The sequence below is a fragment of the Paenibacillus sp. FW507-14B1B genome (assembly GCF_058781425.1).
In genome coordinates this window covers 119,429-132,362 of sequence record NZ_JBYSWS010000006.1, presented here as the reverse complement: position 1 = coordinate 132,362, position 12,934 = coordinate 119,429, and the positions used below count along the sequence as shown (strand labels likewise).

Sequence of the window (12,934 nt, the reverse complement as noted above, 5' to 3'; positions counted from 1 at the left end):
TAAGAGATGTTGTAACCAATAAATAAGCCCAAAAAATCGAATATAGACGGGATGAAATCGGGGAAGGGATGAATGGAGAAAGGGGAAAACCCTGATCCATCAAGCCTTGCCTCTTTTTTTATATCAGATGTACTTACCACAATTCAGATCTAGCTCTGCGTAGCGAATGGATCTGGGTTAATGTTAATTTCACCCATGTAGTCACTAAAATCAATTATAATTAATTGTATACACACCTAGATTTATGAGGAGGCGAATGACCTGACAATAATGCCTGTTATAATAATGATCTTTGTATTTGTACCTACCATTGTACTCATGGTAACTATGCCTTATTTAACAAGAGAGACGATTAGTTTTGGGGTCACCATCAGCGCTTTACAGTTCCACAGTGAGCCTCTGCGCCAGATGCGGAAGTCATATGCAAGGATTAGTGCTATCTTACATACCATCCTATTTATTGTCTGTATCATCTGTCTAATATACGGTGATGAACATTCCAAGCAACAAAGTTGGATCATTGTCGCTTATTCCCTCGTCATGGTCGTAATCTCCCTAGCCATAAACATTAACTATCATTTCAAAATGAAAAGTTTACTACCTTTCTTGCCTAATGCTCCTGAACCATCGATCATCGCAGTGGACACTGGTTTTCGGAAAAGAAACATTGGCTTGTCTAGTAACTGGTTCTTCATTCATGTTGTATTTATTGTTGTTAGTATTGTAACTGTGCTAAGCAACTACAATCTGATTCCTGCTCAGATTCCGATCCATTACAACAGCAGTTGGCAGGTTGACCGCTATGCAGATAAATCCTATAGTTCGGTGTTTATGCCTACGCTAATCCAAGTGTTCATAACACTTGTGTTCTTATTTGAGAATTGGAGTATTCGCAGAGTGAAGCAGCAGGTTCAACCCACTAATCCGAACCGTTCCATCAGACAAGACGTAACTTTCCGCCGTGCTTGGTCATGTTTTATGATTACAGCAAGCTTCTTAGTCGTTATCCTGCTTTCCGTCGTGCAACTAAACATGATATCTCTGCTTAATATCAATTTCGCTATCCCCATGATCCTAATCATAATAGCTTTTATCATCCTATACGCCTTCGCCTTATCGTTCTGGGCTGGCCAGGGCGGAAGCCGCTTGGAGCGATCTGCTGATCACTCGAATGTCAGACCTGTCCATGATGATGATAAATGGCTATTAGGTATGATTTACTTCAATCGCAAGGATCCAAATCTAATCGTTGAGAAAAGGTTCGGAGTTGGCTGGGGATTAAATTTCGGTCACCCCGTAAGCTGGCTGATTTTGCTCGGAATTATTGTACTGTTCGTTGTAGTAACAAGGCTTAGAGGATAGCACTCGATCTCGCATCATCTAAGACCTAATAAATGAACCTTCATAAAATTCTTATTGAGAAATATGAATAACTTTGCTAAGATACCTTTTGGAACAAATTAACCTTTAATACAGTCCAGAGAGGCTGAAAAGGGATACTTGATATGTGAAGCTATTATCTTATTAATATCTTTGTTTATTCATGCCCTTTTGTCTATCTGACGAAAGGGTATTTTATTTTGCACGTTAGCTGTGACAACACTACTAACGTATCTCTTTTAAAGGAAGTCCAGTGAGGCTGAAAAGGAGAATGGAAAATTGGGTTTTTACAGGTACATCCATTCATTCGTAAAAAAAGAGAGTTATTTCATCTAGAACATACTTGGAGGATCGTAGAATGGATTATCGTAAAAAAACCGTGGTCGCATCGGTAGCTGGTTTAACATTAGAAGGCATGGACATCATGTTTATCTCATTTGCGATGACAATGATTATTTCAGAATTTAACATTGATTTAGCAACTGGAGGACTTATTTCTTCTTTAACGAATGTAGGGATGCTATTAGGAGGAATCATTTTCGGAATTTTAGCAGATAAGTTTGGTAGGGTTAGGGTCTTTACCTACACCGTCATCTTGTTTGCAATTGGTACAGCTTTAACAGGACTTGCTACTAGCATTGAACAAGTATATCTATTCAGATTTATCGCAGGAATCGGTGCTGGAGGAGAATATGGAATTGGTATGGCGCTAGTTGCAGAAGCTTGGCCGAAAAACAAACAAGGGCGTGCGTCTGCATATGTCAGTGTAGGTGCACAATATGGTGTTATTCTAGCAGCGTTACTAAGTGCGATTATTCTTCCTACTTTAGGATGGAGAGCATTGTTCTTTGTGGGTGTAGTACCTGTTATTTTTGCCTTTATCGTAAGGAAGAATTTAGATGAATCACCTGAGTGGCTCGCTGCTCAGAAAGATAAAAAGGCTAGTAATAAAGCTGAAAAGAGTAAGCTAACACAATTGTTTGAAACGCCACGAACAGCGATTACAACCATTTCTTTAATCATCATGGCAACTGTTCAAATTGCCGGTTATAACGGATTAATGATTTGGCTACCATCGATGTTGCAAAAGTCACAAGGTTTATCTGTTTCAGGCTCTGCTATTTGGACAATTAGTACTGCCGTTGGCATGATTGTTGGTATGTTAACCTTTGGACTATTCTTAGATCGATTTGGTGCGAAGCGTACTTTTGGTCTCTTCCTGATCGCCTCTGCATGTGCAGTGTTCTTATACTCTTATGCGACGGGTAGTATAGGTGTACTCATAGGTGGTGCAATTGTTGGATTCTTCTCCAATGGAATGTTCGCCGGATATGGAGCGTTGATTGGTAGTCTATATCCCGTTCAAATTCGAAGTACGGCAACCAATACAATCTTTAACTTTGGTCGAGCAATAGGCGGTTTTTCACCAATACTGGTCGGCTATATTCTACAAAATTATGATATGAAAGTTGCGATGCTCTACTTAGCAGGCTTATACTGTATTTCCTTTATTGTCATGCTCATGCTTAAAAAAGATGATCTAGGGAATGCGAGCAAAACAATATTATAAAGTAAGTTTATTTAACCATCAATTGAAATGCATTTGCGTTTTGATTGGTGGTTTTTTGTATTGCAATTGGAAGGATAGCGTCTGTCTGTTATCATTTTAATAAACATAGGAGCAGGTGAGAGATCAGGTAATACCGAACAACCGCAATAGTGAATGTATTATGAAGGAGCCGTCACATTGAAAAGAAAATACATAAAGATCATCAAAGTAAGTATATCTATGATTGTTGTGCTTCTTGTAATCGGATTGGTTTTTCCAACATGGACACCTTCCATTGAAGGAGACAATAGCATAAGTTCTCTAGAACAGATTGAGATTAATGGTACGGATCATGAAGTCATGATTAGGGGAGTGGATCGAAGCAATCCGGTCGTCATCTTCGTGCATGGCGGGCCGGGCTGTTCTGAAATTCCTTATGTACGCAAATATCAGGATTTGCTTGAACAAAACTTTACCATTGTACACTATGATCAACGCGGAAGCGGGAAGTCATATCACTTTTCTGAGGATTACTCTACATTATCGGCAGACTTGCTGGTAGATGACTTGTTAGCATTAACAGATTATGTGGAAAAGGAATTTGGACAAGAAAAGGTGCTACTTATAGGACACTCTTTTGGCACTTATATCGGGATGAAAGCAGCCGCAAAAGCACCTGATAAATTTGCTGCATATGTTGGAATTGGGCAGGTTGCCGATCAGGGGAACAGCGAATTGGATAGCTTGAATTATTCTATCGAACAAGCAAGATTAGCCGGCAACTTAAAGGATGCAGAACGATTAGAACAGCTTCGAGGTCCAATAGAAAACAGGGAGCAACTTACTCCAAGAGATATGGTTCGAAAATATGGTGGAGCTGCTAGATTAATCGATGATAATAGGGACTATTACACAGGGTTTCTCTTGAATCCGGAGTATAATCTGCTGGATGTCATTCGCTATTTAAAGGGAGTTTCATTATCGCAAGAAATTTTGCTGAAGGAACAATCGAACAATGATATTACAAGCATTGTAGATAAGTTAGAGTTACCCGTTTATTTTGTAATGGGACAATATGATTATATGACATCTGTAAACGCAGCAAAGGATTACTTTGATGTACTGGAAGCACCGGAGAAGGAATTTGTTATTTTCGAAAAATCCGCTCATTATCCTCAGTTTGAGGAGGAAGCGTTATTTGCGGAATGGCTGCAAAAAACATGGAGTCAGGTCAGCCCCCGGCCATAGTGATTTCTACATTTTTTGATAGTAATTTAATAGATTCTCTGTTCGATCTTGGATCATTTGTTTTAACGATTCAGGTTTCACTGATATAACATAATGACCAAATCTCATAAAATAGTCAGCTAAAAAATCCTCTTCTCCTGGATTATAAAACCCCTTGATAACGGTCTTATTACTACTTTCTATCTTCATCGAAGGATAATGTTCTTTATAAAAAATATCCTTTGCCTGTTCTATAATCTCGACTTCAAAGTCAATACTAATCTCAGAACGGTATATTTCTAATGAGCGACTCACGAGTTCATCTAGGGAGAAGTGAGAATCGAAGTCGTCTTCTTCTATAAAGGTAATTCTGTCACATCTGAAAACTTTATGTTTATTCGAATTTAACTCTATTCCAGCAGCATACCATTGGCCAAACTTGGCGGAAATTTTGAAAAATTGAACGTGAAAACTTTTTTCCTGATTATCTTTGACGTATTGAATTCTACAGCTGCTCTCATTAAGAATGCTTTTTAGAATTTTATCTAAAAAACGACTCACATGATGATGTTGGTACATTTCAAATTGCAGGACCTTTTTCATGTTGTGAATCTGTTTGATTTGTTCATTAGAAAGACAGCTTTCAAACTTCTTATTTAGTTGATTGGCACTTAAATGAAATGGCGTGGATTGATAAGCTTCTAACGTCAACATGGCAAAATACAGAGCGTACACTTCATCCATCGTAAAAAGAATAGGCGATAATAATCTGTTTTTTAAAATGCCATATCGACCATGTCTGCCATGTTCAGAAAAGATCGGCATACCCAATTGCTCTAATGAACTAATATCACGCAAGGCCGTGCTTTTTGAAATATTATAATGTTCCATTAAGTCACTTAAATTGAAGAACTCCCGGCCATTTAAGTATCTAATCATGTCATTTAATCGCTCTGATTTCTTCACCGTAAATCCCCTTGTAATGGTGTCATTAGTTGATACCTTTATATTCTATAATAAGCTCAAGGTATACTTCAAATGACCTAACGTTAGGATACAAAAAGGAGACGGGTACAATGAGTGCAACGCTAGAAGTAGCTATATTCTTGTCCATGAACGGAAAAGCAAAAGAAGCGATCGATTTTTACAAAAAACATTTTAACGCAGAGGAATTGTTGCTTGTAACCTATGAAGATATGGCAAAACGCGACAGCTCGATGCAGCTTACGGATGAAAACAAGCATTTTGTGACTCACTCCGTCTTATCCATCGGAAAAACCAAAGTCATGCTGGCAGAAGATCCAATGGATGCCACAGAAAAATATGTAGTCGGCAACAACACTTCATTATGTATTCAAAGTGCAGACTTAGAAGAAATTGAACATTTTTACAAGAGCCTGACTACAGATGAAAGGGTGCGAATCATCGTCCCATTATCCAGTAATGTGTTTAGCAAAGCATACGGCATTATCGAAGACCCGTTCGGCATTCATATTCAGTTAATGTACGACGATAGACTTAAATAAAACATGCTTTATTGCTTATCAGGTTACATTAGATTAAAATTATAAATGAAGATTCCCCATTGGTACTACAGATCTTGGGGAGTAAAATAATTAAATGAAGGCATTGTTAAAGTAGCTTCCTTTAAGGAACTGCTTTAATAATGCCTTTTTCTTTAAATAACAATAGAGAACAAAAAGTGCTTTGAAAATAAGTTAAAGTTGATCATTTGAAAAAGGTCATAAGGAAGCACCAGAGGGAGCGATAGAGATGGAGTTTGATACAAGTACAGTTGTCATTCAAGTAATCGGTGTGGGTGGCGGAGGTAACAATACAGTAAACCGTATGATCGAGCATGGGACAAAGGGTGTGGAGTTTATTGCAGTTAATACAGATGTGCAAGCTATCAAACTATCACAAGCAGAGACTAAGATACAAATCGGTACAACATTGACAAGAGGTTTAGGAGCAGGCGCTAATCCGAAAATAGGTAACATGGCAGCTGAAGAAAGCCATGAAACGCTCCGGAGGAAAATGAAAGGTGCGGACATGGTGATTGTCACAGCCGGAATGGGAGGTGGTACAGGCACAGGTGCCGCTCCAGCAATTGCAGAAATTGCCCATGAGCTTGGCATTCTCACCGTTGGCATTGTAACATATCCCTTTACGTTTGAGGGTCGTCAGCGTACAACACAAGCGGAAGTTGGAATCGCCTCAATGAAGGAGGCAGTAGATACTTTAATTGTTATTCCAAACGATCGTTTGTTGGGGATGATCGATAAAAGTACACCTATGCTTGAAGCGTTCCGTGAAGCGGATCATGTGCTACGCCAAACGATCGAGGGAATTTCGGATATCATTACCGTACCAGGTTTAATTAATGTTGACTTTGCCGATGTCAAAACAATCATGTCGAGTAAAGGTTCAGCATTAATCGGTATCGGCAGCGCAACAGGTGAAAATCGTGCTGCTGAAGCTGCAAAAAAGGTTATTTCCAGTCCATTGTTTGGGGCTGAAACCTCCATAAATGAGGCTCAGGGTGTACTGATGAAACTTACAGGCGGAACAAATTTAAGCCTATATGATGTACAAGAAGCTGCAAATATTATTGCTTCTGTGGGAGGAGACAAATCAAATATGATTATCGGTGCTGTCATTGACGAAAGCTTACAAGATGAAATTATCATAACTGTTATTGCTACTGGGTTTTAATGATTGGAAAGCTCCAGTCATTAAATCGTATTCCCTAATTGTAAGCGTTTATATAACTTTTGAGTGTGCCCTAATAACAAAATTTAAAAGAGGAGAGATTCCTTTGACATTATTATTAAAGAATGTGCGTTTGGAAACAGGGTATTTGGTTGACCAATCGTTTGTTACAGCTACAGAAACGAAAATAGTTGATGTCTTGATTGAAGATGGCAAGTTTATTGAAATAGCTCCAAATATCGAATCTAGCGATGCCGTAGTAGTAGATGCAAAAAAACAACTACTCGTTCCTTCGTTCAAAGAAATGCATACACATATTGATAAAACATACTTCAGTGGTGAGTGGAAAGCACCAACTCCAGCTACGGAAGGAATTTTCTCTCGTTTAAAAGAAGAAGCGACTTTATTACCTGAACAACTGGATGTAGCTGAAGAGAGAGCTCATGCAATGGTACGACATTATATTAAAAACGGACATACACATATTCGTACACATGTGAATGTTGACCCGCAAATTGAGACGAAGCATATGGAAATAGCGAAGCGTGTTTTAGAAAGTTATCAAGATCAAATTACGTATGAAATCGTCGCATTCCCACAGCATGGTGTATTACGTAACGGTCCAGAATTTTTAACAATCCTTGAAGAAGCAACACAAATGGGAGCTACTCATATCGGAGGGGTGGACCCGGCTTTGGTAGATCGCAATAGCGGGGAAGTTTTAAAAACAACTTTTCAATTAGCCGAAAAATACGATGTAGCAATTGACATTCATTTACATGAACGAAACACCTTAGGGGAATTTGAAATAGGGCAGATTCTAGCTGAAATCGAACAAAGATCTTTTAATAAAGAAGTAACACTCAGTCACGCATTCGCATTTGCAGACTTGCCCCAACAATCATTAGACAAACTAATAGATCAAATGGTTGCTCATAATGTCGGAGTGACAACAACGGTTCCAATTGGGGCAGGTCCGATTACAATTCCTGTGAAATATATGTATGATCGGGGCATCAAAGTTTCTTTTGGACATGACAGCCTTATGGATCACTGGTCTCCTTTTGGAAGTGGCGATATGATTCGAAAATTAAATCAATTTATACAACGTTTTGGCTACATTGATGAATGGCATATTGGACAATCCTTGAAATATGCTACAGGCGGATTAACACCATTAAATGATGCTGGCGAGAAGCAGTGGCCAAAAGTTGGCGATACGGCCAATGCGCTACTCGTCGATGCAGTAAGCTCTGCGCATCTGATTGCCAGACAATGCCCTATTTCGAAAGTAATTTCAAAAGGGAAGATAATTCACGATGAAGAGATAGAGCTAAAGGGGGAATTTCGATGAGTACATGGCTACGCAATGTTCGACTGGAGATTGGTGAAACACCGTATGAGGATGGCAGTATTCAAACAATAACCGATTTGTTTCATATTCAAGTTGCAAATGAAGGAGTAATTCAGACGATTATCCCCGCAACTGAAAATATACCGAATGCAGATGCCATTGATATGAAAGGGAAATTAGCACTTCCTGCATTCAAAGAAATGCATAATCATTTGGATAAAACGTATCTCTCATTAGGATGGAGGGCTTGCCGTCCAGTGAAAGATTTATCCGAGAGATTGGCTCTTGAAGCAGCTGAGTTAGAGCAACTTGCTGAAACAGCGGAACAAAGAGCATCTGCCATGATTGAACTGCACTTGAGTAATGGTGTGAATCATATTCGAACACATGTGAATATTGATCCTTTTATTAAATTAAGAAATTTAGAAGGCGTTAAAAAAGCGCTGAAAGCCTACGAACAATATTTAACATATGAAATTGTTGCGTTTCCTCAACATGGCTTGCTAGCTCATGAAGAGATGCCGGACTTATTAAGACAAGCATTGGAGTCTGGTGCAACAATCCTAGGGGGACTTGACCCGGCAGGCATTGATAAAGACATCGAAAGATCATTACAAGTCACAATGAATATAGCTAAAGAGTACGATGTGGATGTCGACATGCATCTGCATGACCGAGGACAAGTAGGTTTCTATACTATGGATAAATGGCTAGACATGGTGAAAGAACAAGATTATAAGGGAGCCACTGCTTTTAGTCATGCATTTGGTTTAAGTAAATTGTCACCTCATATGCAAAAGAAATTTGCCGAAAAATTAAGCGAGCTTAATGTGGGAATTATGTCTACTATCCCTATTTCTATAAACTCTGAACTCATTCCAATTGATATTCTGAGAGAGGAAGGAGTTAAAGTTGCCTTGGGCTGTGACGGTTTTTTTGATTCTTGGAGTCCTTATGTTCCTGGAGATGTTTTGGAAAAAGTGCATAATTTTTGCGACTATACTGGGAAATCAAGTGAACGCTCGTTACGCGAAAGTTTAAGCTTAATTACACAAGGAATAACGCCATTGAATGGTGAAGGTGAACCAGTGTGGCCTAAGACTGGAGACGAGGCAAGTTTTGTGTTTGTAGATGCTAGTTGCAGTGCAGAAGTAGTTGCCAGACTGCCGAAAAAAAGACTGTTGATGCATAAAGGGAAGTTATACACATCAAAACATTAGAGGATGTAGATGAAAAACACTTAATGGATTGAGTTGAGGTGTATTAGCGTATACAGCAACGGAGCGGGAGAATTCCTGCTTCTTTTTTTTGTGGCTTTTATATTTCAACGGTTGAGGGAGCATAGGCGTTTTTATATATAAAAAATGTTATGTTGAAACTATTCAATGATCCGGAACGAATATACCTGTTGAAGGACAAAATGGAGGTGTGAACTTGAATGGGGAAATCAGGCTTATACGCAAAATACAAAGAACAGGCAGCAAGGAAGCGGCCGATATACTGATACGGGAGTATTATGATGAAATTTATATTTATGTTTTCAGGCAGATTTCTGAAAAGCACTCGGCCATGGACTTGACTCAAACGATCTTTATTTCAATGCTTCAATCGATCTCCAATTATGATAGGAAACAAGCAAGCTTTCGTACATGGCTGTATCGGATTGCTACAAATAAAACGATAGATTATCTTCGTAGCAGATCGATAAAAAGCAAGCTTGTTCTTCATGTAGAAGATGTTGATATCCCTGATGAAGCCGAGTTCGCACGTCAAATAGAAATGAAGGATTTATTACTGCGTCTGCAAGGTTATGTCAATACATTGGAAGTGGATATACAGCAAATTTTCAGGTTGAAGTTTTTTGGGGAGTATACCTTTTCTCAGATCGCAACACTGTTTGCGGTTCCAGAATCAACAGTGAAAACGAAATATTACCGCTTATTGAAAATGCTCAGAGAGGAGTTTAAGGATGAATATCATTAAGCCATCTCCTTACGAAAAAAACAGAGCGATTGAAGATATTTTATCGAGAGGTTTATCTAAGCCCAAAAGCTTGTGGAACTATATTTACGAGCTCTATCGAGCTCTGGGACTCCGATATATCTTTTTGGATTCGGGGCCGGCAATCCTGATAACATTCGCTGTCACTCTGATATGGATTAGGTTGTTTCCTCTTCCAGAACAGCACCCTTATGCGGCATTGTTCGCACTTGCTCCGGTTTTCTTTCTTGCTGCGGTGAGCATTACCGAAATCAATGAGCGGGTTCGAGGACTGTATGCCATCAAAATGACCTACAAATATACGATACAGCAAATAACCGCCTTCCGTGTTCTATGCTTTTCACTGCTGGGGGCTGTGTTTTGTACATTGATAAGTCTGTATTTTAGTCGTTCGCCGGTGGAGTACAGCTTGCTTAAAGCACTGTCAGTTTCTTTTTGCACCCTGTTTCTTTGTGCGGCTTTGACCCTGGTCATGCTACGGCTTTTTAACCGGGTATGGATTTATGGGGCTGCTGCTCTACTTTGGTTGGGATTAGGCTTTGTTCTGGGTAATGTTTTCGGCCAGGTATGGGATCAGTTTTTAGCCCGGATACCGGTTGCCGTGATTCTGCTCATCACTATCATTGTGTTTGCTTTTTTTCTGGTCGAAATAAAACGACATATGAAGTTCCATAAAAGAGAGGTTGTATATTATGCTGGCCGTTAATCACGTTACGAAGAAATTTGGTAGTTTTACCGCTCTTGAGGACATCTCACTAGAGTTTACTAATGGGGTGTACGGATTGCTAGCGCCAAACGGGTCGGGCAAAACTACGCTCATCAAATTGCTTACTACTCTGCTGTTCCCTACAAAAGGAGAAATCTTATGGGAAGGAAGCGATATTGTCAGCTTAAACGAAGGCTATCGTGATGTTATCGGATACTTGCCGCAGGAGTTTGGCTACTATAAAAACCAATCACCTCGTCAGTTCCTCCATTACTTGGCCGCTCTGAAGGGGATTGACAGAACCACTGCAAATCACAAGGTTGTGGAGCTTCTGGGGCTAGTTTCGCTGAATGAAGTCATTGATAAAAAAATGCGCAAGTTTTCGGGTGGTATGATTCAGCGGGTGGGCATCGCTCAGGCTATGCTGAATGACCCTAAAATTCTGATACTGGACGAGCCGACTGCGGGGTTGGACCCTAAGGAGCGGGTGCGCTTCCGCAATTTAATTTCCGCACTCTCCAAAGATCGAATTGTCATTTTGTCCACGCATATTGTATCGGACATCGAAACCATTGCTAATAATGTCATTATGCTCAAAGACCACAAGCTGTTGTGCTGCGATTCCCCCACCAATATCTGCAATACATTAAGCGGTAAAATATTTGAAACATGGGATATCGAAGCGATAAAGCAGCCGTTTCTTCCTTTGACGGAGCGGCAGGAAGATGGACGAAGACTTGTAAGGTTTGCAAGCGATGTGGAATTTTCAAGCGAGTCAGTACGTCGTGTAACAACGAATCTTGAAGATGTTTTTTTATATGTCTACCAGGATAAGGTGCTCTGATGCTGATTTATTGGCTTGAACTAAGAAAGCTGCTGTCGTCCCTAGCGGTGTGGGGATTTATCGCAGTCTGTCTGCTGTATAACACTTATTTAGTTACAAGTTATTCCGGCGACCCATACGCGGATTTTGTTGGTACTGTATCCAAGGATACGGGGTATACTCTGGGACAATCCTTTAATGAAAAGCTCTCGCAATTCTCGGCAAGTGGCGAACAGAGAGAGTATTTAGAGCAGCTTAGAGCTGATACTCACCATGTGACCGATGTATTTGAGGATTACGAGACGAAGGGGATCGGGGAAAGCTATATACTCGCAGGAGGGGCAACAGGCAGATTTGCTGAGGCTATACGGGATAAGTACTTGGCCCTTCAGAAAGTTGTTGATGTAAAGGCCGCGAATGATGAAAGTCTGACGCTTTACTTTGGGGAGTCCACTTACAACCAGCATCAAAAGCTTTTTAACGGGTTAACAGGATGGCTGATCGTGGAAGGTGCTCTCATTTCGGTCCTTATGGTTTTTCTTTCAGTGGGATATGAGAATAACCAAAAGACAGGAGGGGTGGTATATTCCACTAGAGTAGGCCGCCGGATCCTACGTACAAAAATGACATCGTCCCTATCAGCGGGGATCGGCGTATATGCCCTTTTAGCTATGTGTACATTTCTCATCTATTTCTGGCTCAACGATTATAAGGGGGTATGGGGAAGCAGCGTATCAAGTGTATTTAATTACCGGTTTGATGTTTTTGCCGGACACAGGCCATTCGTGACATGGTACAGCTTTAATGTCTTTACGTATTTTCAGGCCATGCTCGTCATGAGCGCAGGCGTTATTGTATGCTTATCGCTTATGGCTTTCTGCGTAGGTGTGTTTATACGTAATCACTATATCGGCTTTATGGTTTTTCTTGCGATGAATGCGGCTTTTATCGTGTTCCCGATGCAAATACCTCAGACCATGACTGAAAGTTTATACGTCAAATATTATTCTATGCTTTCACCTGTGTGGTTGTGGCTGAAACACAGTCTATGGTTTACGGATGGAGACTCTGACATTCTCTGGCCTCATTTTGAATCTCTGGGGCTCTGTGTATCGCTTATAGTATTAATCGCTTTATGCGTATTCGCCTTGATTTACTTCAGAAAGAGGGATTTGACATGAG

11 protein-coding genes and 1 pseudogene are annotated in these 12,934 nt (G+C 40.0%); 11 read left to right on the top strand and 1 reads right to left on the bottom strand.

Translation table 11 applies throughout. The annotated features are described in order from the left end of the window. The first annotated feature begins 285 nt into the window (after positions 1 to 285). From AC3WJJ_RS23275 to AC3WJJ_RS23265, 3 genes are all read left to right on the top strand, one after another. Positions 286 to 1,362, top strand: a complete 1,077-nt coding sequence (locus tag AC3WJJ_RS23275) for a DUF1648 domain-containing protein (protein WP_492544261.1) — start codon at positions 286 to 288, stop codon at positions 1,360 to 1,362. A 376-nt stretch (positions 1,363 to 1,738) separates the two neighbouring features. Further along, positions 1,739 to 2,950, top strand: coding sequence for an MFS transporter (locus AC3WJJ_RS23270; RefSeq protein ID WP_492544259.1), 1,212 nt, complete (start codon positions 1,739 to 1,741; stop codon positions 2,948 to 2,950). Positions 2,951 to 3,103: 153 nt separating this feature from the next. After that, positions 3,104 to 4,177: an alpha/beta fold hydrolase gene (locus AC3WJJ_RS23265; protein ID WP_492544257.1), complete on the top strand. Its 1,074-nt coding sequence runs from the start codon at positions 3,104 to 3,106 to the stop codon at positions 4,175 to 4,177. A gap of 6 nt (positions 4,178 to 4,183) precedes the next feature. On the opposite strand, the gene AC3WJJ_RS23260 is transcribed toward AC3WJJ_RS23265, so the two are convergent. Beyond that, positions 4,184 to 5,122, bottom strand: coding sequence for a helix-turn-helix transcriptional regulator (locus tag AC3WJJ_RS23260; RefSeq protein WP_492544256.1), 939 nt, complete (start codon positions 5,120 to 5,122; stop codon positions 4,184 to 4,186). A 110-nt stretch (positions 5,123 to 5,232) separates the two neighbouring features. Between AC3WJJ_RS23260 and AC3WJJ_RS23255 the strand changes: the two genes are divergently transcribed. The 8 genes and pseudogenes from AC3WJJ_RS23255 (at position 5,233) to AC3WJJ_RS23220 (ending at position 12,933) form a co-directional block, all read left to right on the top strand. Then, positions 5,233 to 5,682 (top strand): VOC family protein, encoded by a 450-nt coding sequence (locus AC3WJJ_RS23255; protein WP_492544254.1) that lies wholly within the window; start codon positions 5,233 to 5,235, stop codon positions 5,680 to 5,682. 247 nt (positions 5,683 to 5,929) lie between these two features. Then, positions 5,930 to 6,868, top strand: a pseudogene (ftsZ, locus tag AC3WJJ_RS23250) (cell division protein FtsZ); the annotation flags it as partial. A 106-nt stretch (positions 6,869 to 6,974) separates the two neighbouring features. Next, a complete protein-coding gene (locus tag AC3WJJ_RS23245; RefSeq protein ID WP_492544251.1) occupies positions 6,975 to 8,222 on the top strand; it encodes an amidohydrolase in 1,248 nt (415 codons plus the stop codon). Further along, the gene (locus AC3WJJ_RS23240) at positions 8,219 to 9,442 is read left to right on the top strand and encodes an amidohydrolase (protein WP_492544249.1); all 1,224 of its coding nucleotides are present in this window, start codon (positions 8,219 to 8,221) and stop codon (positions 9,440 to 9,442) included. Before AC3WJJ_RS23245 ends, AC3WJJ_RS23240 begins: the two co-directional genes overlap by 4 nt. Before the next feature lie 214 nt (positions 9,443 to 9,656). Next, a complete protein-coding gene (locus AC3WJJ_RS23235) occupies positions 9,657 to 10,205 on the top strand; it encodes an RNA polymerase sigma factor (RefSeq protein ID WP_492544247.1) in 549 nt (182 codons plus the stop codon). After that, the gene (locus tag AC3WJJ_RS23230) at positions 10,192 to 10,929 is read left to right on the top strand and encodes a hypothetical protein (RefSeq protein ID WP_492544245.1); all 738 of its coding nucleotides are present in this window, start codon (positions 10,192 to 10,194) and stop codon (positions 10,927 to 10,929) included. Before AC3WJJ_RS23235 ends, AC3WJJ_RS23230 begins: the two co-directional genes overlap by 14 nt. Next, the gene (locus tag AC3WJJ_RS23225) at positions 10,916 to 11,773 is read left to right on the top strand and encodes an ATP-binding cassette domain-containing protein (protein ID WP_492544242.1); all 858 of its coding nucleotides are present in this window, start codon (positions 10,916 to 10,918) and stop codon (positions 11,771 to 11,773) included. The genes AC3WJJ_RS23230 and AC3WJJ_RS23225 overlap by 14 nt, the downstream gene beginning before the upstream one ends. Continuing rightward, positions 11,773 to 12,933 carry a hypothetical protein gene (locus AC3WJJ_RS23220; protein WP_492544240.1) on the top strand — a complete coding sequence of 387 codons (1,161 nt, stop codon included), beginning with the start codon at positions 11,773 to 11,775 and terminating at the stop codon, positions 12,931 to 12,933. The genes AC3WJJ_RS23225 and AC3WJJ_RS23220 overlap by 1 nt, the downstream gene beginning before the upstream one ends. Position 12,934 lies beyond the last annotated feature (1 nt).